Origin of the sequence: Symbiopectobacterium sp. RP (assembly GCF_050472005.1) — a bacterium.
Classification (GTDB): domain Bacteria; phylum Pseudomonadota; class Gammaproteobacteria; order Enterobacterales; family Enterobacteriaceae; genus Symbiopectobacterium.
The window spans coordinates 345577-369484 of sequence record NZ_JBGOGS010000001.1; the positions used below are offsets into that span (position 1 = coordinate 345577).

Genomic DNA, 23908 nt, shown 5'->3' on the forward strand with positions numbered 1-23908 from the left:
CAGGGCATTGGCTGTAATCATTTTTAAGTCGGTTGGCTATATCAGCGTCTGGTTAAGCAACACATGACTCCCCCAGCACCATTGGCGTCAGCCGTTAAAGACCTTGCCTGCGCGCAGAAAACAACATTCGCCACTACTCAGGCCGTTTGGCGTTTTTTTAATAATGAACGTATTAGCTTCAGTCAGCTCAATGAACCGATTATTTCGCTGGCTCTCCGGCAGGTTGCACTTAGCCCGCATCCATACGCTCCCGTCGTTCACGACTGGTCTCATTTACAGTTTCGTACCCACAATGGGAAAGAAGAACGTTTGAAAATGACGCATGGTGGCGACGTCGGTTATGAACTACAAACCAGCCTACTGCTTGATGCTGCAAATGGTTTACCAATAGCGCCCCTGTCTCAAACTCTAACCGATAGGGCGGGTTGTCGTTCAACGCTAACCGAGGGCTTGTCTGAGAGTCTGACTCATATGGATGCTTTGACGGATGATATCGCCCGCGTTGAGTCTCTTGAGGACGGCGAGTGAAAGTTCAGCCAGGCGTAGCTCTGACACTCAGATTAGTTGTGGTTCGCCTTACCGATACTCACGGTAAATTTATCGGACGCTGGACGCTGCTCACAAACGTTAGCAATGAGATCAGCAGCGCGGAAGTCGCTCGCTGGTATTACTGGCGCTGGGGTATTGAATCCTTTTTTAATCTGCTGAAAGGTGCCGGTCATGATGTAGAAAAATGGCTTCAGCGCAGTGCTGGTGCCCTGCTACGCACTAGCATGGCATGTGTGCTGGTATGGCGGCTGCAACGCGCTGAAGGAGACGACAATGCGGCAGCCCGTCAGTTAATTTGCCGATTATCCGGACGACAACAAAAACGAGGGCGTAAAGAAAGCGCCCCAGCGCTGCTTGCCGGACTATCCATCCTGCTATAGCTAAACGACTTAATTTTGATTACATTATTTAAATGAGATATTCAATTGATTTTAGACGTAAAGTGATATCTACACGGGAAGAAGAAGGGTTGAGTATCCGAGAAACAGCGAAGCAATTTCGGATTGGCCCTGCCTCTGTATCGCGTTGGATTAATCAAATAGCGTCAAAAGCATCGACCACGCGTCAGCGAAAGAGCGATAAATCCGAGTTGATAAAAGATGTTGAACCATATCCAGATGCTTACCAAAAAGAACGTGCAGAGCGTTTTGGCGTTTGTCAGAAGGCCATTTGGCAAGCTCTTAAAAAGCTGGAATTGACCTATAAAAAAACTCCACGTCATCCGAAAGCCGACGAAAGCGCCCGGCAAGCATTTCAACAAAAAATACAACAGTATGAAAAAGAAGGAAAACCTATTGTTTTTATTGATGAAAGTGATTTTCCACACGATACCCCACGGACTCACTGCTATTCCCCAAAAGGTCAACAGTGTTTTTGGCTGAAGAACGGGGGAGCCAAGGGAAGAACAAATGTTATCGGTGCTTTATTAGGCACAACGCTGTTTGCTATCGGATTATTTGATATCAATATTAACAGCGATGTTTTCTATTCCTGGGTCACACAAGTCCTTATCCCAGTACTCCCTAAAAACAGGGTAATCGTGATGGACAATGCAACTTTTCACAAAAAACATAATATTCAACAAGTCATCATCGATGCAGGGTATATGGTGGAGTATTTGCCTACATATTCGCCAGACCTTAACCCCATTGAGCATAAATGGGCACAAGCAAAAAGCAAAAAAAGAGAGAGTGGTTGCGATACAGAGATTTTGTTCTCAGTCCATATGGTGTAATCAAAATTAAGTCGCTTTGATATGGCTTGCAATCATACACGTAAGCCCAAGAGCAAACAGTACCCTGCATGAAACCTGCTGGTTTTTAACGTATTGTTTTTGATCACATTAGAGGCAAATTCTCGGCATTCCGGTAAAAAAAGCCGCTAATAGCAGGATAGAAAATCCTTTTTGGCGCTAGTGTTATAACTATAGCCAAGCGACATTATTTTGATAAAAATTAGCTGTATTTTTTTGCCACATATCAGGGCATTGGCTGTAATCATTTTTAAGTCGTTTTGCTATAGAATACTGCGTGATGGCATACGCATACTTTTTCACTGTCAGGAGTTCACCATGAGAATAAAACAGGGTATGTGCGGATTGTTGATGCTGCTGCCGCTGTATGGTTTGGCACAGACGATGAGTTCCGACGTTATCGAGGGTTATACCACGCAGCAGATTGCCGATGCGTTACCGAAAACGTTAGATGGGTTGCAGCGACGCACGGTTGAAGTGGTCTCGGATTACCATACTTTTCAGGTGGAATACGTTGATCCTGCTACCATGCGTAAAGTACTGGTCACGCTTTATACCTTACCGGCAGATGCAAAAGGCAACATCCCCGTGGCATCCAGCGATCGCGATTTGGACGCAGTAGTCGCCAGTGCTGAAAAAGAAATGTTGCGTCAGCGTATCAAACCGGAAATGAAAGATCTGGCGATACCGGATGCGCCCCGATTTTGCTGCCTGCAAACAATAATGAATGAAAAAGTGGTGCACCAAGTGTGCTCAACCTTGTTTAAGGGACGAGTGCTGGAGATCCAACCGGTCACTACGGTAAACGACAAAGCTTATGCGTCGGCGATGCAACGCGGTGAGGAGTGGGTGGTAAAACTCGGTAAAATCATGAGCAATGCAGTGAAATAAAGCACAGTAACAGGCTGGTGAGCCAGCCTAGAGTTGCGGAGACCCACCGCTATTCCCACCCACCATCGTCATTCCCGCGAAGGCGGGAATCTTTTGCCGAAGACACGCGTTCATTCTCACAGAGATCCCCGGCTTTCACCGAGGAGAACGAGGGGTAAAGTGACTTTTTCATCAATCTGAGGTTGGTTTGATAGCCTGTTTTGCATCAGTCAGGGTTTTCTGTCCAGTCAAACTCCAGTTGTCGGGCGGTTCTTTCTGCCAGCGTACGTCCCGCAAAACGCTCGACTAGATGCAGGCTCATATCAATACCAGCAGAAATCCCTGCTGACGACACAAACGCTCCTTGATCAACCCAGCGCACATCACTTTTCACGTCCAGCGTAGGGAACATCGTCTTCAAATCGGCAATGTCTTCCCAATGGGTAGTTACCGAACGGTTGTCAAATAGCCCGGTTTTTGCAAGCAAAAAAACACCAGTGCAAACAGATGCAGTAATGGTTGTTTGCATGATTTGGCGAGCAAGCCATTCAATAACTTCGGGTTTTTCCATCTCTGCGGTAACCACCCCTCAGGGGACGATCAGACAATCCAACGCAGAATGATCGTCGAGGGCGTAGTCGGGATCGATCTTTAATCCAGCACGTGCGCGCACTGAGGCAGGCTTTTCTCCGAGCGTGAACACGCTAAAACGCGGTTCGGATCCACCCGCCACACGCGTTGCGCAGGTAAAGACTTCATAGGGCCCTGAAAAATATAATACCTAAACATTATCAAAAACATAAATTCCAATTTGCAGCGTCATTGCCGCCTCTCCGCAGGAAGGGTCATCTTTTGGATGGTATAGCTTGGTGCAGAAAAAAGAAACGTCAAACCAGCAAGAACATAGTGCTTACAGATAGGGTTATGCTGGTTGCTTATTCCGAAAAGTAAGAAATCCTACATATTTTCGTACTGCCATTATCACTCTGTTGTAGTATATGCTGGTATGTATTTCTTGTTTACTTGGTATCAAATTTCGGCACGTTTTATTACGTGCAATTTTAGCGTGAGGTATTTATGCAACGACAGAAGTGGCTTAGCGTGTGTGTCCTAACTATTCTGGTGATGACGACAGGAACTTGGACTTTGCACTTTTTCTTGGATGGCGGGGTTGTCAAAGGGGTTGCCTGTTACTTTGTAAAACTGATGAGCGGGATTACGCCACTGGCGGCAATCCGCTCTGTGGTTATGCCCCAACATGGCCCTAAGACCATGTTGGGACGCCAGAAGAGCCTTACTGCACGACCCTAGCTCCGAATAACCGCTACACCAGATCAAAACGATCCAGATTCATTACTTTATTCCAGACAGCCACGAAATCGTGCACAAACGATGCCTGCGCATCAGCACTGGCGTAAACCTCTGCCAGCGCTCGTAGCTGTGAGTGTGAACCGAAAATCAGATCTACGCGTGTTCCTGTCCATTTTGGCTGACCCGTACGATCGCGCCCTTCAAACAGGGTGTGCGATGCATCAATCGGGTGCCAGGTGGTATTCATATCCAGCAAGTTGATGAAGAAATCTGTGGTCAAGGTGCCTGGGCGTTGGGTAAAGACACCGTGCGCTGTTTGCCCGGTATTGATGTTCAGTACGCGCAACTCGCCGAGCAGTACGGTCATTTCCGGTGCTGTAAGGGTAAGCAACTGCGCCTTGTCCACTAGCAATGCTTCTGGACTGATGCTGTATTGCGCTTTCTGATAGTTGCGGAAACCATCGGCAATGGGTTCAAGTACGTCGAAGGAGGCGACATCGCTTTGCGCCTGAGAGGCATCCATGAGTTATGCTCATTTCTGGTGTACGGGGTTTCGGGGAGGGTGGCATATCCTGCTGATTGATTTCGTGGATGATTTCAACAACAGAGAGATGATACCCCATGAAAAAGTCTACCCTACAGGTCTCCGCAGAACCAGATATAGCCAACCGACTTAAAAATGATTACAGCTAATTGTTATCAAAATAATGTCGCTTGGCTATATTGTCGGTGATCCCTTGCATGAACTCATTCGTAATGGTGCCAGGCAACTGATAGCTGCCGCCGTTGACGTTGAGCTCGAAGCCATGCTGCAACAACATGCTGAACGCCGCCTTGACGACGGGCGTCATGCTGTCGTTCGTAACGGCTATTTGCCACAGCGAACCATACAGACGGGTATTGGGGATGTTGAAATTAAAGTGCCTAAGGTCAGGGAGCGCAGCGGCAACGGAATATGCTTCAACAGCGCGTTGTTGCCGCCTTATCTGAAACGTGCAAAAAGCGTCGAAGAGTTGCTACCATGGCTGTACCTGCGAGACATATCCACCGGTGATTTTCACGAAGCCCTGAGGGCGCTTCTCGGTGAAAAAGCTAATGGCCTCTCTGCCAGTACCATCAGCAGACTGAAACAGCAATGGCTTGAAGAGCACAGGCAATGGTGCCTGCGTGATTTAAGCGATACGCGCTACGTTTATTTCTGGGCCGATGGCATATATAGCCAACCGACTTAAAAATGATTACAGCCAATGCTCTGATATGTGGCAAAAAAATACAGCTAATTGTTATCAAAATAATTAATGTCGCTTGGCTATACAGCCATGTCAGGCAAGATGATCGCCTTTGCCTGCTGGTCATTATCGGCGCCACTGAGCATGGACGTAAGGAGCTGGTTGCGGTCGAAGATGGTTATCGAGAGTCAGAAGCAAACTGGGCCGAACTTCTTAATGGCCTGCGAGCACGTGGCCTAACCGTATCTCCCAAGCTGGCTACGGGAGACGGTGCCCTTGGTTTTTGGAATGCAATGGCAAAGATATTCCCGGACACGCAGCACCAACGCTGTTGGGTGCACAAAACCGCTAATGTGTTGGCTTCACTCCCCAAAGCCATGCAACCGAAAGTTAAGGCTGAGCTGCGGGAGGTTTGGCTAGCAGAGAGCCGCGATGCCGCTAATGAAGCCTTTGATGTTTTGTTGGCAAGGTTTTCAGCGAAGTATCCTGCAGCGATGAAGAAGCTGGAGAAAGCTCGAGAAGAACTGCTGGCATTCTACGACTTCCCGTCAGAGCACTGGGCGTCAATAAGAACGACAAATCCGATTGAATCGGCTTTTGCGACTGTGAGGCTACGAAGCAGAGGCGCGAAGAACGGTGGTTCGAGAGAAACAACCCTGTCAATGGTATGGTATTTAAGCTGCTCCAGTCTGCTCAGAAAAGCTGGAACCGACTAAGAGGATTTGACCTGCTGACCCTGGTTGTAAGCAACGTCCAATTTAAGGATGGAGAACAGATTCACGAAGCATCAGAGCGGAACGTAGCCTGATCGCCATACACCTGATTTGCTAATAACTCCGTGTGCGCTGGCGAACAAACTTGCGCGGATAGCCTAGGCGGTGACAGTCCATCAGGCGGCGTTTAGCAAATAAAAGAGCCACCGAAAAAAATGGCTGGCTCAGTGAGTTAACAGATTACTTTCTGGTTTTGCGACGACAGATAATTGATGACATGAACGGCATATTGGCCTGCTGATGAACCTGACATAAAAAATGGCTCTATGAAGCCGAGGCTTTTTTAAGGTTCTGCAGGTGCGGAACTCATCGTGACGCGGGCATTATAGCTAAACGACTTAATTTTGATTACATTATTTAAATGAGCTATTCAATTGATTTTAGACGTAAAGTGATATCTACACGGGAAGAAGAAGGGTTGAGTATCCGAGAAACAGCGAAGCAATTTCGGATTGGCCCTGCCTCTGTATCGCGTTGGATTAATCAAATAGCGTCAAAAGCATCGACCACGCGTCAGCGAAAGAGTGATAAATCCGAGTTGATAAAAGATGTTGAACCATATCCAGATGCTTACCAAAAAGAACGTGCAGAGCGTTTTGGCGTTTGTCAGAAGGCCATTTGGCAAGCTCTTAAAAAGCATAGGTATCTACACATCATAAAGGGTTAAAAACCACCATAGCTAAGTGGGCAAGTTCTTCCGGGGTATAGTCTGCTAATAACGTCAAGGTATTTAGCAGGATGGATAGTCCGGCAAGCAGCGCTGGGGCGCTTTCTTTACTCCCTCGTTTTTGTTGTCGTCCGGATAATCGGCAAATTAACTGACAGGCTGCCGCATTGTCGTCTCCTTCAGCGCGTTGCAGCCGCCATACCAGCACACATGCCATGCTAGCTATCAATAACCTGCGTAGCAGTGCACCAGCACTGCGCAGAAGCCATTTTTCTACATCATGACCGGCACCTTTCAGCAGCTTAAAAAAGGATTCAATACCCCAGCGCCAGTAATACCAGCGAGCGACTTCCGCGCTGGTGAGCTCGTTGCTAACGTTTGTGAGCAGCGTCCAGCGTCCGATAAATTTACCGTGAGTATCGGTAAGGCGAACCACAACTAATCTGAGTGTCAGAGCTACGCCTGGCTGAACTTTCACTCGCCGTCCGGTGTTCTTGTCTTTCCGCTTCGCTTTTGCTGTTCGCGTTATGATCACGGATGTTTCCCCGATCTCCATATTGGCTTTTTTCCCTTTCCAGCCAACCTGTCCGTTTGCGATAAATGGCAGATCGTCTGCAATTTCACCAATTTTACGGGTGTCACCGCCCCACTCGGCCCGATGCCCTTCCTTTCCCCGGATAAGCCAACATATTCCCTGGGAGCTTAATGTGCGCATATGCCCGATAGAGTCACCTTCACGGTCAATGAGATGAACTAACTTCTTCCCGGTAGCAAGAGACTCAACGCGGGCGATATCAGCCGTCAAAGCATCCATATGAGTCAGACTCTCAGACAAGCCCTCGGTTAGCGTTGAACGACAACCTGCCCTATCGGTTAGAGTTTGAGACAGGGGCGCTATTGGTAAACCATTTGCAGCATCAACCAGTAGGCGGGTTTGTAGTTCATAACCGACATCGCCACCATGCGTCATTTTCAAACGTTCTTCTTTCCCATTGTGGGTACGAAACTGTAAATGAGACCAGTCGTGAACGACGGGAGCGTATGGATGCGGGCTAAGTGCAACCTGCCGGAGAGCCAGCGAAATAATCGGTTCATTGAGCTGACTGAAGCTAATACGTTCATTATTAAAAAAACGCCAAACGGCCTGAATAGTGGCGAATGTTGTTTTCTGCGCGCAGGCAAGGTCTTTAACGGCTGACGCCAATGGTGCTGGGGGAGTCATGTGTTGCTTAACCAGACGCTGATAACGCCGGTTAAGGCGGGCATCAATCCCGCCGATGGATAAGTTGAGATCATGCAGCAACGTAATAGCAGATATTGCAAAAGATGTGTAGATATAGCCAAGCGACTTAATTTTGATCACACCATATGGACTGAGAACAAAATCTCTGTATCGCAACCACCCTCTCTTTTTTTGCTTTTTGCTTGTGCCCATTTATGCTCAATGGGGTTAAGATCTGGCGAATATGTAGGCAAATACTCCACCATATACCCTGCATCGATGATGACTTGTTGAATATTATGTTTTTTGTGAAAAGTTGCATTGTCCATCACGATTACACTGTTTTTAGGGAGTACTGGGATAAGGACTTGTGTGACCCAGGAATAGAAAACATCGCTGTTAATATTGATATCAAATAATCCGATAGCAAACAGCGTTGTGCCTAATAAAGCGCCGATAACATTTGTTCTTCCCTTGGCTCCCCCGTTCTTCAGGCCAAAACACCGTTGACCTTTTGGGGAATAGCCGTGAGTCCGTGGGGTATCATGTGGAAAACCACTTTCATCAATAAAAACAATAGGTTTACCTTCTTTTTCATACTGTTGTATTTTTTGTTGAAATGCTTGCCGGGCGCTTTCGTCGGCTTTCGGATGACATAGAGTTTTTTTTATAGGTCAATCCCAGCTTTTTAAGAGCTTGCCAAATGGCCTTCTGACAAACGCCAAAACGCTCTGCACGTTCTTTTTGGTAAGCATCTGGATATGGTTCAACATCTTTTATCAACTCGGATTTATCGCTCTTTCGCTGACGCGTGGTCGATGCTTTTGACGCTATTTGATTAATCCAACGCGATACAGAGGCAGGGCCAATCCGAAATTGCTTCGCTGTTTCTCGGATACTTAACCCTTCTTCTTCCCGTGTAGATATCACTTTACGTCTAAAATCAATTGAATAGCTCATTTAAATAATCTAATCAAAATTAAGTCGTTTAGCTATACTAAGGCGGGTGAGACATCCGCGTCATACATTTCTTTGAACGCAGCGGCAATTTCGCGGGTGGTCATCCCTTTGGCATACAACGATAAAATCTGGTTATCCATCCCGGAGAGCCGGGTCTGGTTCTTCTTCAACAGTTGCGGTTCAAAGGAAGCATCACGATCACGTGGTGTACGCAGTTCCAGCGGACCATCGCCGGTGGTAACAGTCTTTGTGGAGTAGCCATTGCGCGTGTTAGTTCCAGATTTGGACTGGGGCTTCTCATGCCCGAGGTGATGGGCCATTTCAGCATTAAGGGCAGCTTCAACGCAGATCTTTTTCAGCAGGCGATCAAACTGGTTGAGAGCGTCAGGGGTTTTGAGATTTTTGGCCAGCTCGTTAGCCAGAGCCTGTAACTGTTTTTCGTCCATAAAGTAACCCGCTTTTGATGTTGGATTGAACATATCAAAATCAGGCAATTACACAATCTCGTGTACAGGCTCCTTATTAGGCACAACGCTGTTTGCTATCGGATTATTTGATATCAATATTAACAGCGATGTTTTCTATTCCTGGGTCACACAAGTCCTTATCCCAGTACTCCCTAAAAACAGTGTAATCGTGATGGACAATGCAACTTTTCACAAAAAACATATATTCAACAAGTCATCATCGATGCAGGGTACATGGTGGAGTATTTGCCTACATATTCGCCAGATCTTAACCCCATTGAGCATAAATGGGCACAAGCAAAAAAAGAGAGAGTGGTTACGATACAGAGATTTTGTTCTCAGTCCATATGGTGTAATCAAAATTAAGTCGCTTTGCTATACCGGCAGAGTGAGGAGTTGCCAGATGCGCTGACGATAGAGCTTGCACTCCAAATCCCATAAGGCGCAGTCGAGCGCGTTGCACGCCGCTCCCGCCGGCAAACGGGATTGCGGCGTGAGTCTGTCCAGACCGTTGCGCAAATCGCTCTCAAGCGAAGCGATTTGCTCTGTGACACTGTCGAGCGACTCACCGTAGCGTGCGTAAGGCAGACATTCACCGTAGACGGTAATATCACCGGCCCGAAGGGCGGCAACCACCACATCGGCCTGCCTTTTGCTGCCGCGTGAAATGGTAAACACTTCACGCAGCGGCCAGCTTTCACGAGATAAGGTAAGTTCGGTCATAGGTTGGCCAATGCTTCAACGATACGGCCCACACCGTGACGCACCGGATCAACCGCCGGCAGGCCGAATTCAGCTTCAATGGTTGCCAGCAGAGCGAGGGCGGCGTCTTCATCCAGTGCCGAGGTATTCACTGAGATGCCAACAAATCGGGCGTTAGGATTAGTCAGCCGCGCCATCGACAGGTTGAGTGCCATGCAGGCCTCCAGATCGGGGAGCGGGTAGTCAACGCCACGCATGGTTTTGCGTGTTGGTTCATGACACAGTACCAGCGCATCCGGTTGCGCACCGTGAATAATCCCGCTGGTTACGCCTGCGAAGGATGGGTGGAACAGTGAACCTTGGCCTTCAATCACATCCCAATGATCTGCATCATTGGCGGGCGCCAATACTTCAACGGCACCGGCGATGAAGTCAGAAACCACGGCATCAATACTAACACCTGCACCGCTGATCAGAATACCGGTCTGGCCGGTAGCGCGGAACGTCGCCTTGCCGCCGCTTGCCAGAATCTCTTTTTCGATGGCCAGCGCCGTGTACATTTTGCCACAGGAGCAATCGGTGCCGACGGGCAACAGGCGTTTGCCGCTGCGCTTGCGACCGTTTGCCACCGGGTAGGTTTCCGTTGGATGGCGCACGTCAAACAAGGAACGTCCCAGTTTTGCCGCCAGTTCGCACAATTCCGGTACGTCAGCGAGTTTGTTGTGCAGTCCGGCAGCGAGATCCATGCCGCTTTCTAGCGCTTCACGCAAAATGGCGATCCATTGCCGAGAGATAATGCCACCCCGGTTGGCTACGCCAATCACTAGGGTTTGTGCTCCGGCGGCGCGTGCTGCTGCGATATCCAGATCCGACAGGCCGCAATCCGCGTGACAGTCCGCCATAGGGTATTGGCCCACACAATATTCGGGATGCCATTGCTTGATGCCGATAGCGACCTTGGCGGCTAACTGATCGTGCGCATCACCAAGAAAAAGCAAATAGGGCTTTTTGATATCCATTATTTTTCCTCATTAAATTTTTGACGTAATAAATGATAAATCGCTATCATGCGCGTCAGTGATTGTTATCTGGATAACAGCTGATTACCTTTGATAATATTCATAGGCTTTTTATTGTCAATATGGCGGTGTTTTTAGAATAACATATGGCCTTGATTGCGTTTTTTGGCGATTGAGTAAATTGGATGTTTTTTTAATTGGTGTTTTAGTCTGCGTTGTGCGTTATTTTGTTATTTCCTCGGTTTTTTATAAAAATGCACGGTCATATAGCCAAGCGACTTAATTTTGATTACACCATAGGCTTTGTTGAATAATAGGTAATCATGCTGTTTTTCCATGCCAGTTTTGGTTGAAAATGCTTGTCATCTCAGGTGTACACTTTTCTCATGAGGCCTAACTGCATGATTTTACGTTGCGAGGATCCGTCGTTTCGCTGGGCTGCCAGCATAAAATCTATTTATTCAACAAAGCCTACACCATATGGACTGAGAACAAAATCTCTGTATCGCAACCACTCTCTCTTTTTTTGCTTTTTGCTTGTGCCCATTTATGCTCAATGGGGTTAAGATCTGGCGAATATGTAGGCAAATACTCCACCATATACCCTGCATCGATGATGACTTGTTGAATATATGTTTTTTGTGAAAAGTTGCATTGTCCATCACGATTACACTGTTTTTAGGGAGTACTGGGATAAGGACTTGTGTGACCCAAGAATAGAAAACATCGCTGTTAATATTGATATCAAATAATCCGATAGCAAACAACGTTGTGCCTAATAAAGGAGCCTGTTTAAGATTTTGTGTAAATGCCTTTCCTCAGAAGTGACCGTCAAGACGGTCACAGAACTCGATAATAAAGCAACTCATTGCCATACGACAGTCCTGTAAGGGCATCGTCCATTTCTGTGATGCCGCCTGGATTGCCAGCCATACGACCTTCTTCACCGAGTCATCAGTCGGGAACACCTTGCGTTTCTTGATTGCATGCCGGAGCACGCTGTTCAGTGATTCTATAGCGTTCGTCGTGTAGATTATAACTAAACGACTTAATTTTGATTACATTATTTAAATGAGCTATTCAATTGATTTTAGACGTAAAGTGATATCTACACGGGAAGAAGAGGGTTGAGTATCCGAGAAACAGCGAAGCAATTTCGGATTGGCCCTGCCTCTGTATCGCGTTGGATTAATCAAATAGCGTCAAAAGCATCGACCACGCGTCAGCGAAAGAGCGATAAATCCGAGTTGATAAAAGATGTTGAACCATATCCAGATGCTTACCAAAAAGAACGTGCAGAGCGTTTTGGCGTTTGTCAGAAGGCCATTTGGCAAGCTCTTAAAAAGCTGGGATTGACCTATAAAAAAACGCTACGTCATCCGAAAGCCGACGAAAGCGCCCGGCAAGCATTTCAACAAAAAATACAACAGTATGAAAAAAAAGCAAATCTATTGTTTTTATTGATGAAAGTGGTTTTCCACACGATACCCCACGGACTCACGGCTATTCCCCAAAAGGTCAACGGTGTTTTGGGCTGAAGAACGGGGGAGCCAAGGGAAGAACAAATGTTATCGGCGCGTTATTAGGCACAACGCTGTTTCCTATCAGATTATTTGATATCAATATTAACAGCGATGTTTTCTATTCCTGGGTCACACAAGTCCTTATCCCAGTACTCCCTAAAAACAGTGTAATCGTGATGGACAATGCAACTTTTCACAAAAAACATAATATTCAACAAGTCATCATCGATGCAGGGTATATGGTGGAGTATTTGCCTACATATTCGCCAGATCTTAACCCCATTGAGCATAAATGGGCACAAGCAAAAAGCAAAAAAAGAGAGGGTGGTTGCGATACAGAGATTTTGTTCTCAGTCCATATGGTGTAATCAAAATTAAGTCGCTTGGCTATAATTTCAACATCCCCAATACCCGTCTGTATGGTTCGCTGTGGCAAATAGCCGTTACGAACGACAGCATGACGCCCGTCGTCAAGGCGGCGTTCAGCATGTTGTTGCAGCATGGCTTCGAGCTCAACCTCAACGGCGGCAGCTATCAGTTGCCTGGCACCATTACGAATGAGTTCATGCAAGGGATCACCGGCAATATCTGGTTCTGCGGAGACCTGTAGGGTAGACTTTTCCATGGGGTATCATCTCTCTGTTGTTGAAATCATCTGTTGAAATCATCCACGAAATCAATCAGCAGGATACGCCACCCTCCCCGAAACCCCGTACACCAGAAATGAGCATAACTCCCGTAACGTTCAGGTAAATCACGCCATGGTGCGCCTGAACACAGTATCCAGAACATGCCGTTGAAGATTTTTCGATGTTCTGCCCACGGCCGGCCGGCCCGCGGAGATGTCAAAACGGTTGGCAACAAGGGCTCAATGATTGCCATGCTTCATCAGAAAGATCGTAGCGAGCCATAATCAAAAGTGTCGTAGAAACAGATGGATACTATAGCTCAAGCAATTAAGGGACACAGCCTAGGAAGTGAGCAAGAAATTCCGCAGAATGCGCAGTTATTCTGAAGAGGTAATGCCGCAGGCTCATGAGCGTCATGGAACCCATATTTTAGCATTGGACCGGGTATACCAAACGCTCACAGCTCTAACTCAATATCATTCACTGGCATGCAGCAGCACGGCAAGATTTCGTCTTGCTGTACACAGGCAAGGGGTGTTTGGCGATAGGCGACGCGGCCTTTCAGCAGTCGTAAGCGGCAGGCACCGCAATAACCCGAGCGGCACTGATATTCCACGGGTACGCAGTGTTGTTCAAGCACGTCGAGTAACGAGGTGGCGCTGTCGTTGTTGACAAGCTGCGCGCCAGAGACGCGCAGTGTGATGGTTGAGTTGCTCATCAACTTAGAGCTGGAAATCACTCAGGTCGTCGGCGTTGATTTCAGAATCAATTTGGCCGACCAGATAAGAACTCACTTCCACTTCTTGCGGGGCAACCTGCACGTTGTCAGAGACCAGCCAGGCATTAATCCACGGGATCGGGTTAGTGCGCGTTTGGAACGGCAAGGGCAGCCCTACCGCTTGCATGCGAATATTGGTGATGTATTCAACGTACTGGCAGAGAATGTCTTTGTTCAGGCCAATCATCGAGCCGTCGCGGAACAGGTATTCCGCCCACTCTTTCTCCTGCTGTGCTGCCAGCACAAACAGGTCGTAGCATTCCTGTTGGCACTCTTCGGCGATTTGTGCCATTTCCGGATCGTCCTGGCCGGAACGCATCAGATTCAGCATATGCTGGGTACCGGTCAGGTGCAGCGCTTCATCGCGGGCGATCAGTTTGATGATTTTGGCGTTGCCCTCCATCAGTTCGCGTTCTGCAAAGGCGAATGAGCAGGCGAAACTGACATAAAAACGGATGGCTTCCAGCGCGTTGACGCTCATCAGGCACAGATAAAGCTGTTTCTTCAAGGCATGCAGATTAACGGTGACCGTTTTACCGTTCACCTGATGCGTGCCTTCACCCAGCAGGTGATAATAGCTGGTCAGTTCGATCAGATCGTCATAGAAAGAAGAGATGTCTTTTGCACGTTTCAGAATCTCCTCATTGGTGACGATATCATCGAACACCAGTGCCGGATCGTTGACAATATTGCGGATGATATGGGTATAGGAACGAGAATGGATGGTTTCTGAAAATGCCCAGGTTTCTATCCAGGTTTCCAACTCTGGGATGGATATCAGCGGTAACAATGCGACGTTCGGGCTGCGTCCTTGAATGGAGTCCAGCAGCGTTTGGTATTTCAGATTGCTGATGAAGATGTGCTTTTCATGTTCCGGTAGCGCTTGATAGTCAATGCGATCGCGAGACACATCCACCTCTTCTGGACGCCAGAAAAAGGAGAGCTGTTTCTCTATTAGCTTCTCGAATATTTCATATTTTTGCTGATCGTAACGCGCTACGTTAACGGACTGACCAAAGAACATCGGTTCCAGAAGCTGATCGTTTTTATTTTGTGAGAAGGTGGTATAAGCCATAGGGATGTATCTCCAAAAAGGGACAGGAGGCATTTAACTGCTTCCTGAAAAAACTAACGTAAACAATACCCTACGCGGGAAGCGGTTTAAATCTTACAGGCACCGCCTTCGCAACCGTCATCCTGCGCATCGGCCAGGATATCTTCCTGTGCGTCTTCTGCACCGTCACGGGTGTTTTGATAATACAGCGTTTTCAACCCGAACTTATAGGCGGTAAGCAAGTCAGTCAGCAACTGTTTCATCGGCACTTTTCCTGACGGGAAGCGCGCCGGATCGTAGTTGGTGTTGGCAGAAATAGCCTGATCGACAAACTTCTGCATCAGCCCAACCAGTTGCAGGTAGCCGTCATTGTTCGGCATTTCCCACAGTAATTCGTAGGCATCCTTCAGGGTTTTGTAATCCGGCACCACCTGGCGCAAAATGCCGTCTTTTGACGCCTTGATACTGATGTGACCGCGTGGTGGTTCGATACCGTTGGTGGCGTTGGAAATTTGTGACGAGGTTTCCGACGGCATCAACGCAGAGAGCGTGGAGTTACGCAGACCGTGTGTTTTGATACTGTCGCGCAGTGCTTCCCAATCGTAATGCAACGGTTCGCTGCAAATGCCGTCCAGATCGCGTTTGTAGGTGTCAATAGGCAGCACTCCACGGGCATAGGTGGCTTGGTCAAACCACGGGCAGGCACCCTGTTCGCGCGCCAGCTCGTTTGAGGCTTGCAGCAGGTAGTACTGAATGGCTTCAAAGGTCTTGTGCGTCAGATTGTTGGCACTGCCATCGGAGTAGCGCACGCCGTTTTTCGCCAGATAGTAGGCAAAGTTGATAACGCCGATGCCGAGCGTGCGGCGGCCCATAGCACCGCGTTTGGCGGCCAGAATCGGGTAATCTTGATAGTCCAACAGGGCGTCCAGTGCACGTACTGCCAGACGCGCCAAATCTTCCAAATCATCTAGGCTATTCAATGCGCCAAGGTTGAACGCGGAGAGGGTGCAGAGCGCGATCTCACCTTTTTCGTCGTTGACGTCTTCCAGAGGGTGGGTTGGCAGCGCAATTTCCAGGCACAGGTTGGACTGACGCACCGGTGCGATGGTCGGTTCAAACGGGCTGTGGGTGTTGCAATGATCGACATGTTGAATGTAGATACGGCCTGTAGAGGCGCGTTCTTGCATCATCAGTGAGAACAGATCGACCGCTTTCATGGATTTCTTGCGGATGCTGTCGTCTTTTTCATACTGCTGATATAAGCGTTCGAACTCATCCTGATCGGCGAAAAACGCGTCATACAGGCCGGGTACGTCAGAAGGGCTGAAGAGGGTGATTTCTTGTCCTTTGACCAGACGCTGATACATCAGCTTGTTCAGCTGCACGCCGTAATCGAGGTGACGCACGCGGTTGCCTTCCACGCCACGGTTGTTCTTCAGCACCAGCAGGCTTTCCACCTCCAGATGCCACAGTGGGTAAAACAAAGTTGCCGCTCCGCCGCGCACACCGCCCTGTGAGCAGGATTTCACTGCAGTCTGGAAATGTTTATAGAAAGGAATACAGCCAGTATGGAACGCTTCACCACCGCGAATCGGGCTACCCAGCGCACGAATACGACCAGCGTTAATGCCGATACCGGCACGCTGTGAAACGTATTTCACGATAGCACTGGAGGTGGCGTTAATGGAATCCAGGCTGTCGCCGCACTCAATCAACACGCAGGAGCTGAACTGACGGGTTGGGGTACGCACGCCGGACATGATCGGCGTTGGCAATGAAATCTTGAAGGTAGAAATCGCGTCATAGAAGCGTTTGACGTAATCCAGACGCGTTTCACGCGGGTAACCGGAGAACAGGCAGGCAGCCACCAGTACATACAGAAACTGGGCGCTTTCGTAGATGTCACCGGTGACGCGGTTTTGCAGCAGATATTTCCCTTCCAGCTGCTTGACCGCAGCGTAAGAGAAGATCATGTCGCGCCAGTGATCGATGAAAGCGTCCATCTGAGCGAACTCTTGTGGCGTATAGTCCTGCAATAAGTGGGTATCGTATTTGCCCAGTTCTACCATTTTGGTGACGTGATCGAACAACGCTGGTGGTTCAAACTGGCCGTAGGCTTTTTTACGCAAGTGGAAAATGGCCAAACGTGCTGCCAGATATTGGTAGTCCGGGCTGTCGCGTGAAATCAGATCAGCGGCAGCTTTAATAATGGTTTCATGGATATCGGCGGTCTTGATGCCGTCATAAAACTGAATGTGGGAGCTCAGTTCGACTTGAGACACTGACACATTGTGCAGGCCTTCCGCTGCCCAGGTAATCACCCGGTGAATCTTGTCCAGATTGATGCGTTCTTTGCTGCCATCGCGTTTGGTTACTAGCAGGCTCTGGTTCATGTGGTGTAGTACCTATCCGTTTTTCCCAATGCTATAGCGTTTTCCTCGATCGAAAACGCACACGACAGTCTAGTGCTGCGGTGTGTGGGGTGAACACTACATATAGGGGTTTTGGTTTTGAATGATAACAAGATAGTGAGAATTTTCGGCTATTGCAAGTGAACAAAACACACTGAAATTGTGGATAACATGGGGAGGAATTGTTACACACTGGCTAAACGCTTGTAACGTTGCGGCCTTAACTTTTGTCAATGGATGGGGATAAAAAAATAAAAAAATGATTGATTGCCGCTTTTTTCTGCGTACGGAAAATTCTTAATTTGATCAGCGTCTAAGGTTATGACGGTAGAAGGAATGGCAGATTGGCGACGATATCGCCAATCTGTGTTTGAAACGCTGATTGAAACTGCCGACAACCTTACTTTACCCCTTGTCATCCTCTGCGAAAGCTGGGGATCTCTGCGAGAATAAACGCGTCTCCTCTACATGAGATTCCCGCCTTCATGGGCATAGGTATCTATAGCCAAGCGACATTATTTTGATAACAATTAGCTGTATTTTTTGCCACATATCAGGGCATTGGCTGTAATCATTTTTAAGTCGGTTGGCTATATCTTTCCGCTTCGGTTTTGCTGTTCGCGTTATGATCACGGATGTTTCCCCGATCTCCATATTGGCTTTTTTCCCTTTCCAGCCAACCTGTCCGTTTGCGATAAATGGCAGATCGTCTGCAATTTCACCAATTTTACGGGTGTCACCGCCCCACTCGGCCCGATGCCCTTCCTTTCCCCGGATAAGCCAACATATTCCCTGAGAGCTTAATGTGCGCATATGCCCGATAGAGTCACCTTCACGGTCAATGAGATGAACTAACTTCTTCCCGGTATCAAGAGACTCAACGCGGGCGATATCAGCCGTCAAAGCATCCATATGAGTCAGACTCTCAGACAAGCCCTCGGTTAGCGTTGAACGACAACCTGCCCTATCGGTTAGAGTTTGAGACAGGGGCGCTATTGGTAAACCATTTGCAGCATCAACCAGTAGGCTGGTTTGTAGTTCATAACCGACGTCGCCACCATGCGTCATTTTCAAACGTTCTTCTTTCCCATTGTGGGTACGAAACTGTAAATGAGACCAGTCGTGAACGACGAGAGCGTATGGATGCGGGCTAAGTGCAACCTGCCGGAGAGCCAGCGAAATAATTGGTTCATTGAGCTGACTGAAGCTAATACGTTCATTATTAAAAAAACGCCAAACGGCCTGAATAGTGGCGAATGTTGTTTTCTGCGCGCAGGCAAGGTCTTTAACGGCTGACGCCAATGGTGCTGGGGGAGTCATGTGTTGCTTAACCAGACGCTGATAACGCCGGTTAAGGCGGGCATCAATCCCGCCGATGGATAAGTTGAGATCATGCAGCAACGCAATAGCAGATATTGGTTTTGTTGAATAAATAAAACTTTTGGGTAATCATCGGAGCAGATCAACACAGTTGTTTCAAAATCAGGTCTCCATGGCAAAACAAAATTTTAAAATCACCAACTGGCCCTCTTATAACAAGGCCCTCAAGCAGCGCTGTTCTCTAACCGTATGGCTAGATGAATCAGCCATTGCTGCATGGACGGAAAAAAACACTACTGAACGGCGTGGACAACCGCTCCACTACTCAGAATGGCCATCACCACAGTCCTGATGATGAAACACGTGTTTGGCCTTTCATTGAGGGTTTTACAGGGCTTTGGTGACTCGATTTTTAAACTGATTAAATTGTCGCTCCATTGTCCAGACTATTCGCTGCTCAGCAAACGAGCAAAAACAGTGAACATCAGCATAAAAACGCCAACCCGTGGTGAAATCTCACATCTGGTCATTGATGGAACCGGCCTGAAGGTCTTTGGCGAAGGCGAATGGAAAGTCCGGCAGCATGGTGCCGACAGACGCAGGGTATGGCGTAAGCTGCACCTGGCAGTAGACAGTGTGACGCATGAGATTATCTGTGCGGATTTGTCGCTCAGTGGTACGACTGATGCCCAAGCTCTACCGGCGCTGATAAACCAGACCCACCGGAAAATCAGAGAGGCATCGGCTAACGGCGCTTAGGATACAGTTTACTGCTATGATGCTCTGCTGAGGAAGAAAATAAGGCCGCTTATCCCGCCACGAAGGGGGGCGCAATATTGGCAAGATCGCTACCACGAGCGTAACCACGCTGTCGCAAATCAGCGCATTAGCGGTAGTAACGATATCTGGAAAAAGAAAGTGGGCTATCACCGGCGCTCAGTGGCTGAAACGGCCATGTTCCGGTTCAAAAGGCTTCTGGGTGGTCATCTAGGTCTGAGAGACTACGATGCTCAGGTGGGTGAAGCCATGGCCATGGTCAAAGCGCTTAACCTGATCACGCTATTAGGAATGCCGAACAGTATTCGCATCACGTAACAATCGACCCGTATGGGGCGCAGTCGTTACAAGTTCTGATTTATTCAACAAAGCCCTCAATTGGGTTAAGATCTGGCGAATATGTAGGCAAATACTCCACCATATACCCTGCATCGATGATGACTTGTTGAATATTATGTTTTTTGTGAAAAGTAGAGTTTTTTTATAGGTCAATCCCAGCTTTTTAAGAGCTTGCCAAATGGCCTTCTGACAAACGCCAAAACGCTCTGCACGTTCTTTTTGGTAAGCATCTGGATATGGTTCAACATCTTTTATCAACTCGGATTTATCGCTCTTTCGCTGACGCGTGGTCGATGCTTTTGACGCTATTTGATTAATCCAATGCGATACAGAGGCAGGGCCAATCCGAAATTGCTTCGCTGTTTCTCGGATACTCAACCCTTCTTCTTCCCGTGTAGATATCACTTTACGTCTAAAATCAATTGAATAGCTCATTTAAATAATGTAATTAAAATTAAGTCGTTTAGCTATAGCACCTCAATCAATACAGAGAAACCGATTGCTGCATAGAGATAGCCTTTGGGAATATGGTAGCCAAAACCGTCTGCAACCAGACTAAAGCCAATCATCAGTAGAAAGCTGAGGCAAAGAATGACGATAGTTGGGTGAGCGTTTACAAACCGGGTTAACAGCTTGCTGGCGAGCAGCATTAATCTGTATTAGTCGCGACTAGATCTGACACTGGACCTTGAAAGGTTGAGAGTTACCGGTTTTGATATGGGTGTCTCATCCTTAAACAAAACGCGAGGTAACTCTCATGCTTCATACTAACAATCCCATTATCAAACACAAAGCCGGCCTGCTCAATCTCGCCGAAGAACTCGGTAACGTATCAAAAGCCTGCAAGAGTATGGGCGGGTCACGCGATACATTTTACCGTTATCAGGAACTGGCTGCTGAAGGCGGCATTGATGCGCTGGTTAACCAGAACCGCCGGGTTCCGAACCTGAAGAACCGCGCCGACGAAGCCACTGAACGCGCGGTTGTTGATTATGCTATTGAGTTCCCGCCCCATGGGCAGCACCGGACCTGTAATGAGCTGCGTAAAAAAGGCGTGTTTATCTCCGGCAGCGGCGTGCGCTCCATCTGGCAACGACACGACCTGGAGAACTTCCGTAAACGCCTGAAGGCGCTTGAGGAAAAGGTCGCCAGAGAAGGCATTGTCCTTACCGACGCTCAAATCGCAGCCCTGGAGAAGAAGGCGCATGATGATGAGGCCTGCGGTGAAATCGAGACGGCACATCCCGGGTATCTGGCCTCGCAGGACACCTTCTACGTGGGCAATCTGAAGGGGGTGGGCCGTATCTACCAGCAGACGTTCGTGGATACGTACTCGAAAGTGGCGCACTGCAAGCTGTATACGAATAAAACACCCCTCACCGCCGCCGACCTGCTCAATGATCGCGTACTCCCGTTCTACGAGGCTCAGGGACTGCCAGTGCTGAGAATACTGACCGACAGGGGTACGGAGTACTGTGGTAAAGTGGAGCAGCATGATTATCAGCTTTATCTGGCTATCAACGATATCGAGCATACGAAAACGAAGGCGATGTCTCCGCAGACGAACGGCATCTGCGAGCGCTTCCATAAAACCATTTTGCAGGATTTTTATCAGGTTACGTTCCGCAAGAAGTTATATGGAGACCTGGAAAGTCTGCAGGTAGATCTGGACAACTGGTTGTGGCATTACAATAATGAGCGAACTCATCAGGGAAAAATGTGCTGTGGGCGTACGCCGATGGCCACTTTACTCGATGGAAAACGGATCTGGGCAGAAAAGAATCTGAACCAGATGTAATCTGACAGACACCTGTATAAATAATCGGTAACTGTCAGATCAGGTCTGAGCTAGTACAATTAATCCAATGGCGATGGTGACGGCAGACATCATCACCAGCAGATGATCCGTCATGCCGACAGCGGTAATCACCGAATCCAGCGAAAAAATGGCATCCAGAATTACAATCTGCATCACAACCGCCCAAAAGCGCGCTCTTTTACGTTGGCCATGCTGCTCCTGATCTTTGCCTTCTAACCGCTCATTGAGTTCTACCGTGGCCTTGAACAGTAGAAACAGTCCGCCAATCACCATAATGATATCGCGCGCGCTAAACGGCTGTTGAAACAGGGTGAAAAGCGGGACGGTGAGGGAAACCAGCTAGGACATAGAGGCAAGCAGCACCAGACGCATCAATAGCGCGAGTGACAGACCGACGACACGGGCACGATCTCTGAGTTTTTCGGGGAGTTTTTCCGCCAGAATGGCAATAAAGACAAGGTCATCGATACCAGTTCCAACACCACAAGCGGTGCCAAACCGGCCCAGATAGTGGGATCAGCGATCCACTCCATATAAATTTTTTCACCTTCATCAACCAGAACCGATATAGGGTAGCAGCGCAGACTGCATTGAACCAGCATTTGTGGGGGCATTGCCCGCCAAACAACATTTTCACAAAATCATTGCAAACATAATTACTTTACTTACAACTATTTAGTATTGTAACTTGCTGATTTAAAATCGCTAACTTTCAAAAAACGGTATCTCGCCACGCACAAGAGTGCTAGCATTTGTAAGGAATTATTAAATAAAACTGTTTTGTTTAAAAAGCACTCAAACATAAAAAGAAATGTGATTTCCTAAGGTTATTGCGGTTTTGTTGCGCGGGATAGGCCTAATCTGAAGATCTTTGTAAATCCACGAACTTCCTGTACAGAGTGAAATGTGCTCCATACTATACTACACTATACCATAGTTAGTGGCGTGCGCGGCACTGTAGGTTTTTTTTCTGAAAGTTTTGTGTTTTTTTGCTTGACTAGCCCGTAACAATAAATAAGTACCCAAGAATCATAATGTGGTCCACGAACGGTATTCTGTATTTTAGCAGCACGTTGGCGGCTATAAGCCAAGAGCGGTAGCGTGCCTGGTGCGAAGTAACTTCACGGTTGATGATGGTGCAAAAATGCAAGAAATTACGGTTATCTTTATAAGCGCTTTTATTGCGCTTTTTCTGGCAAGAAAAACAGCAATAAAAGTAGGGTTAGTGGATAAACCGAACTCACGCAAAAAACACCGCGGGCACATCCCCCTCGTGGGGGGTGTTTCTATTTATCTCGCCCTGTGGATCCTCTATGCCCTTCATCCTGAATGGCTACCTGATTTTTCTCTCTACATGGTCTGCGCCAGTGCGTTACTTTTTGTTGGCGTGTTGGACGACCGCTTCGATCTCCCTGTTATGCCTCGTATTTTCCTGCAAGCGCTGGTAGCCAGTATCATGATGTATTCCGGGCTTCATCTTGCGAGCCTGGGTAACATTCTGTTTGGCTATGAGCTGGTGCTTGGCTGGGCGGGCTACGCAGTGACGCTGCTCGCGGTCTGGGGCGCTATCAATGCTTTCAACATGGTCGATGGCATCGATGGCTTACTGGGGGCACTCTCTTGCGTCACCTTTGGTGCGCTAGCCGTGATGTTTTATCTGGGTGGTGAGCATGAACTGGCGCAGTGGAGTTTGTGCCTGTTGGCTGCATCCATTCCTTATATTCTTCTCAATCTCGGTATCCCCTTGGGAGAAAAATTTAAAGTCTTTATGGGCGATGCTGGCAGCACCTTGATTGGCTTCACCGTTATCTGGTTGCTGGTTGTCGCAACGCAAGGTCATGACGCCGTAATACCTCCGGTGACTGCATTATGGTTTATCGCCGTGCCACTGATGGATATGGTCACTATCATGACGCGCCGAATTCGCCGTGGCGACAGCCCCTTAAAGCCGGATCTCCAGCATCTTCACCATATTTTACTGCGTGCGGGGCTGGGGCCGCGTCAAACCCTGTTAGCCATTGTTGGTGTGGCGTTTATCTTTGCGCTGGTAGGTATTATTGGTGAGCGTGCAGGAATCCGAGAGTCTGTTATGCTTAGCCTGTTTTTACTGGCATTCATCGGCTATTTCTGGTCAATTACCCGGGTATGGCGTTTGCTGACGTGGGCTCGCCGCGGTAGCGGTCAGCCTAAGCATTTGCGCAGCAACGTGAGCCAAACGCCACTGAACAAGTAAATTA

The 23908-nt window shown here is 48.1% G+C and carries 22 protein-coding genes and 10 pseudogenes; 12 read left to right on the top strand and 20 right to left on the bottom strand.

Going from position 1 to position 23908, the window contains the following annotated elements:
- The first annotated feature begins 63 nt into the window (after nucleotides 1–63).
- From ACD630_RS02210 to ACD630_RS02225, 4 genes are all read left to right on the top strand, one after another.
- Nucleotides 64–528 carry a hypothetical protein gene (locus tag ACD630_RS02210; protein ID WP_430357986.1) on the top strand — a complete coding sequence of 155 codons (465 nt, stop codon included), beginning with the start codon at nucleotides 64–66 and terminating at the stop codon, nucleotides 526–528.
- Nucleotides 525–929, top strand: a complete 405-nt coding sequence (locus ACD630_RS02215; protein ID WP_430357987.1) for a hypothetical protein — start codon at nucleotides 525–527, stop codon at nucleotides 927–929. The genes ACD630_RS02210 and ACD630_RS02215 overlap by 4 nt, the downstream gene beginning before the upstream one ends.
- A 32-nt stretch (nucleotides 930–961) precedes the next feature.
- A complete protein-coding gene (locus tag ACD630_RS02220; RefSeq protein WP_430357988.1) occupies nucleotides 962–1783 on the top strand; it encodes an IS630 family transposase in 822 nt (273 codons plus the stop codon).
- A 369-nt stretch (nucleotides 1784–2152) separates the two neighbouring features.
- Entirely contained in the window at nucleotides 2153–2692 is a 540-nt protein-coding gene (locus ACD630_RS02225) for a hypothetical protein (protein WP_430359854.1), read from the top strand.
- A gap of 49 nt (nucleotides 2693–2741) precedes the next feature.
- On the opposite strand, the gene ACD630_RS02230 is transcribed toward ACD630_RS02225, so the two are convergent.
- From ACD630_RS02230 to ACD630_RS02240, 3 genes and pseudogenes are all read right to left on the bottom strand, one after another.
- Nucleotides 2742–2864: a hypothetical protein gene (locus ACD630_RS02230; RefSeq protein ID WP_430357989.1), complete on the bottom strand. Its 123-nt coding sequence runs from the start codon at nucleotides 2862–2864 to the stop codon at nucleotides 2742–2744.
- A gap of 33 nt (nucleotides 2865–2897) precedes the next feature.
- Entirely contained in the window at nucleotides 2898–3242 is a 345-nt protein-coding gene (locus ACD630_RS02235; protein WP_430357990.1) for a DJ-1/PfpI family protein, read from the bottom strand.
- Nucleotides 3243–3995: 753 nt separating this feature from the next.
- Nucleotides 3996–4505 (bottom strand): annotated as a pseudogene (locus tag ACD630_RS02240) (catalase/peroxidase HPI); the annotation flags it as partial.
- 184 nt (nucleotides 4506–4689) lie between these two features.
- Here ACD630_RS02240 and ACD630_RS02245 point away from each other — a divergent pair.
- Together ACD630_RS02245 and ACD630_RS02250 are read left to right on the top strand one after the other, a co-directional pair.
- Nucleotides 4690–6019, top strand: a pseudogene (locus tag ACD630_RS02245) (IS256 family transposase).
- 326 nt (nucleotides 6020–6345) lie between these two features.
- Nucleotides 6346–6651 (top strand): IS630 transposase-related protein, encoded by a 306-nt coding sequence (locus ACD630_RS02250; protein WP_430357991.1) that lies wholly within the window; start codon nucleotides 6346–6348, stop codon nucleotides 6649–6651.
- Here the strand turns inward: ACD630_RS02250 and ACD630_RS02255 are convergent.
- The 4 genes and pseudogenes from ACD630_RS02255 to ACD630_RS02270 all read right to left on the bottom strand — a co-directional run.
- Complete coding sequence (locus ACD630_RS02255; protein WP_430357992.1) at nucleotides 6638–8086, bottom strand: transposase; 1449 nt, start codon at nucleotides 8084–8086, stop codon at nucleotides 6638–6640. The genes ACD630_RS02250 and ACD630_RS02255 overlap by 14 nt on opposite strands.
- Nucleotides 8011–8544 carry an IS630 family transposase gene (locus ACD630_RS02260; protein WP_430359855.1) on the bottom strand — a complete coding sequence of 178 codons (534 nt, stop codon included), beginning with the start codon at nucleotides 8542–8544 and terminating at the stop codon, nucleotides 8011–8013. Before ACD630_RS02260 ends, ACD630_RS02255 begins: the two co-directional genes overlap by 76 nt.
- A complete protein-coding gene (locus ACD630_RS02265; RefSeq protein ID WP_430357993.1) occupies nucleotides 8468–8833 on the bottom strand; it encodes an IS630 transposase-related protein in 366 nt (121 codons plus the stop codon). The genes ACD630_RS02260 and ACD630_RS02265 overlap by 77 nt, the downstream gene beginning before the upstream one ends.
- A gap of 35 nt (nucleotides 8834–8868) precedes the next feature.
- Nucleotides 8869–9279: pseudogene (locus ACD630_RS02270) on the bottom strand (transposase); the annotation flags it as partial.
- Between the two features lie 25 nt (nucleotides 9280–9304).
- Here ACD630_RS02270 and ACD630_RS02275 point away from each other — a divergent pair.
- Nucleotides 9305–9712 (top strand): hypothetical protein, encoded by a 408-nt coding sequence (locus ACD630_RS02275; RefSeq protein WP_430357994.1) that lies wholly within the window; start codon nucleotides 9305–9307, stop codon nucleotides 9710–9712.
- On the opposite strand, the gene ACD630_RS02280 is transcribed toward ACD630_RS02275, so the two are convergent.
- From ACD630_RS02280 to ACD630_RS02295, 4 genes and pseudogenes are all read right to left on the bottom strand, one after another.
- Nucleotides 9676–10023 carry a hypothetical protein gene (locus ACD630_RS02280; RefSeq protein ID WP_430357995.1) on the bottom strand — a complete coding sequence of 116 codons (348 nt, stop codon included), beginning with the start codon at nucleotides 10021–10023 and terminating at the stop codon, nucleotides 9676–9678. The two genes, ACD630_RS02275 and ACD630_RS02280, sit on opposite strands and share 37 nt — an antisense overlap.
- Nucleotides 10020–11021, bottom strand: coding sequence for an N-acetyltransferase DgcN (dgcN, locus tag ACD630_RS02285; RefSeq protein ID WP_430357996.1), 1002 nt, complete (start codon nucleotides 11019–11021; stop codon nucleotides 10020–10022). Before dgcN ends, ACD630_RS02280 begins: the two co-directional genes overlap by 4 nt.
- A 471-nt stretch (nucleotides 11022–11492) precedes the next feature.
- Nucleotides 11493–11657: pseudogene (locus ACD630_RS02290) on the bottom strand (transposase); the annotation flags it as partial.
- A 182-nt stretch (nucleotides 11658–11839) separates the two neighbouring features.
- Nucleotides 11840–12058: pseudogene (locus ACD630_RS02295) on the bottom strand (transposase); the annotation flags it as partial.
- A gap of 90 nt (nucleotides 12059–12148) precedes the next feature.
- Between ACD630_RS02295 and ACD630_RS02300 the strand changes: the two are divergent.
- Both ACD630_RS02300 and ACD630_RS02305 read left to right on the top strand, forming a co-directional pair.
- Nucleotides 12149–12559, top strand: a complete 411-nt coding sequence (locus tag ACD630_RS02300; RefSeq protein ID WP_430357997.1) for an IS630 transposase-related protein — start codon at nucleotides 12149–12151, stop codon at nucleotides 12557–12559.
- On the top strand, nucleotides 12481–12912 hold the full coding sequence (locus ACD630_RS02305; RefSeq protein ID WP_430359856.1) for a transposase: 432 nt from the start codon (nucleotides 12481–12483) through the stop codon (nucleotides 12910–12912). Before ACD630_RS02300 ends, ACD630_RS02305 begins: the two co-directional genes overlap by 79 nt.
- A gap of 23 nt (nucleotides 12913–12935) precedes the next feature.
- Here ACD630_RS02305 and ACD630_RS02310 read toward each other — a convergent pair.
- The 6 genes and pseudogenes from ACD630_RS02310 to ACD630_RS02335 all read right to left on the bottom strand — a co-directional run.
- Nucleotides 12936–13169: pseudogene (locus ACD630_RS02310) on the bottom strand (IS256 family transposase); the annotation flags it as partial.
- Between the two features lie 110 nt (nucleotides 13170–13279).
- Nucleotides 13280–13455 (bottom strand): annotated as a pseudogene (locus ACD630_RS02315) (transposase); the annotation flags it as partial.
- Between the two features lie 175 nt (nucleotides 13456–13630).
- Nucleotides 13631–13891, bottom strand: coding sequence for a class I ribonucleotide reductase maintenance protein YfaE (yfaE, locus tag ACD630_RS02320; protein ID WP_430357998.1), 261 nt, complete (start codon nucleotides 13889–13891; stop codon nucleotides 13631–13633).
- A 4-nt stretch (nucleotides 13892–13895) separates the two neighbouring features.
- Nucleotides 13896–15026, bottom strand: coding sequence for a class Ia ribonucleoside-diphosphate reductase subunit beta (gene nrdB / locus ACD630_RS02325; protein ID WP_195314691.1), 1131 nt, complete (start codon nucleotides 15024–15026; stop codon nucleotides 13896–13898).
- Between the two features lie 86 nt (nucleotides 15027–15112).
- Nucleotides 15113–17398, bottom strand: coding sequence for a class 1a ribonucleoside-diphosphate reductase subunit alpha (gene nrdA / locus ACD630_RS02330; protein WP_430357999.1), 2286 nt, complete (start codon nucleotides 17396–17398; stop codon nucleotides 15113–15115).
- A 501-nt stretch (nucleotides 17399–17899) separates the two neighbouring features.
- Nucleotides 17900–18817: a hypothetical protein gene (locus ACD630_RS02335; RefSeq protein WP_430358000.1), complete on the bottom strand. Its 918-nt coding sequence runs from the start codon at nucleotides 18815–18817 to the stop codon at nucleotides 17900–17902.
- 91 nt (nucleotides 18818–18908) lie between these two features.
- Between ACD630_RS02335 and ACD630_RS02340 the strand changes: the two are divergent.
- Nucleotides 18909–19831, top strand: a pseudogene (locus ACD630_RS02340) (IS5 family transposase).
- Here ACD630_RS02340 and ACD630_RS02345 read toward each other — a convergent pair.
- Complete coding sequence (locus ACD630_RS02345; protein WP_430358001.1) at nucleotides 19799–20287, bottom strand: IS630 transposase-related protein; 489 nt, start codon at nucleotides 20285–20287, stop codon at nucleotides 19799–19801. The pseudogene ACD630_RS02340 and the gene ACD630_RS02345 overlap by 33 nt on opposite strands.
- A gap of 35 nt (nucleotides 20288–20322) precedes the next feature.
- A pseudogene (locus ACD630_RS02350) lies at nucleotides 20323–20505 on the bottom strand (hypothetical protein); the annotation flags it as partial.
- A gap of 104 nt (nucleotides 20506–20609) precedes the next feature.
- Between ACD630_RS02350 and ACD630_RS02355 the strand changes: the two are divergent.
- Complete coding sequence (locus tag ACD630_RS02355; protein ID WP_430358002.1) at nucleotides 20610–21650, top strand: IS481 family transposase; 1041 nt, start codon at nucleotides 20610–20612, stop codon at nucleotides 21648–21650.
- A 48-nt stretch (nucleotides 21651–21698) separates the two neighbouring features.
- Here ACD630_RS02355 and ACD630_RS02360 read toward each other — a convergent pair.
- Nucleotides 21699–22204: pseudogene (locus ACD630_RS02360) on the bottom strand (TerC family protein); the annotation flags it as partial.
- 611 nt (nucleotides 22205–22815) lie between these two features.
- Between ACD630_RS02360 and wecA the strand changes: the two are divergent.
- A complete protein-coding gene (wecA, locus tag ACD630_RS02365) occupies nucleotides 22816–23904 on the top strand; it encodes a UDP-N-acetylglucosamine--undecaprenyl-phosphate N-acetylglucosaminephosphotransferase (RefSeq protein ID WP_430358003.1) in 1089 nt (362 codons plus the stop codon).
- Nucleotides 23905–23908: the final 4 nt, after the last annotated feature.

Excerpts from the sequence above, each read along its gene's own strand:
- ACD630_RS02210 (WP_430357986.1), top strand. The coding sequence starts at position 64 with ATGACTCCCCCAGCACCATTGGCGTCAGCCGTTAAAGACCTTGCCTGC.
- ACD630_RS02220 (WP_430357988.1), top strand. The coding sequence starts at position 962 with ATGAGATATTCAATTGATTTTAGACGTAAAGTGATATCTACACGGGAA.
- ACD630_RS02225 (WP_430359854.1), top strand. The coding sequence starts at position 2,153 with ATGCTGCTGCCGCTGTATGGTTTGGCACAGACGATGAGTTCCGACGTT.
- ACD630_RS02230 (WP_430357989.1), bottom strand. The coding sequence starts at position 2,864 with ATGAAAAAGTCACTTTACCCCTCGTTCTCCTCGGTGAAAGCCGGGGAT.
- ACD630_RS02235 (WP_430357990.1), bottom strand. The coding sequence starts at position 3,242 with ATGGAAAAACCCGAAGTTATTGAATGGCTTGCTCGCCAAATCATGCAA.
- ACD630_RS02250 (WP_430357991.1), top strand. The coding sequence starts at position 6,346 with ATGAGCTATTCAATTGATTTTAGACGTAAAGTGATATCTACACGGGAA.
- ACD630_RS02255 (WP_430357992.1), bottom strand. The coding sequence starts at position 8,086 with ATGGGCACAAGCAAAAAGCAAAAAAAGAGAGGGTGGTTGCGATACAGA.
- ACD630_RS02265 (WP_430357993.1), bottom strand. The coding sequence starts at position 8,833 with ATGAGCTATTCAATTGATTTTAGACGTAAAGTGATATCTACACGGGAA.
- ACD630_RS02280 (WP_430357995.1), bottom strand. The coding sequence starts at position 10,023 with ATGACCGAACTTACCTTATCTCGTGAAAGCTGGCCGCTGCGTGAAGTG.
- dgcN (WP_430357996.1), bottom strand. The coding sequence starts at position 11,021 with ATGGATATCAAAAAGCCCTATTTGCTTTTTCTTGGTGATGCGCACGAT.
- yfaE (WP_430357998.1), bottom strand. The coding sequence starts at position 13,891 with ATGAGCAACTCAACCATCACACTGCGCGTCTCTGGCGCGCAGCTTGTC.
- nrdB (WP_195314691.1), bottom strand. The coding sequence starts at position 15,026 with ATGGCTTATACCACCTTCTCACAAAATAAAAACGATCAGCTTCTGGAA.
- nrdA (WP_430357999.1), bottom strand. The coding sequence starts at position 17,398 with ATGAACCAGAGCCTGCTAGTAACCAAACGCGATGGCAGCAAAGAACGC.
- ACD630_RS02345 (WP_430358001.1), bottom strand. The coding sequence starts at position 20,287 with ATGAGCTATTCAATTGATTTTAGACGTAAAGTGATATCTACACGGGAA.
- ACD630_RS02355 (WP_430358002.1), top strand. The coding sequence starts at position 20,610 with ATGCTTCATACTAACAATCCCATTATCAAACACAAAGCCGGCCTGCTC.
- wecA (WP_430358003.1), top strand. The coding sequence starts at position 22,816 with ATGCAAGAAATTACGGTTATCTTTATAAGCGCTTTTATTGCGCTTTTT.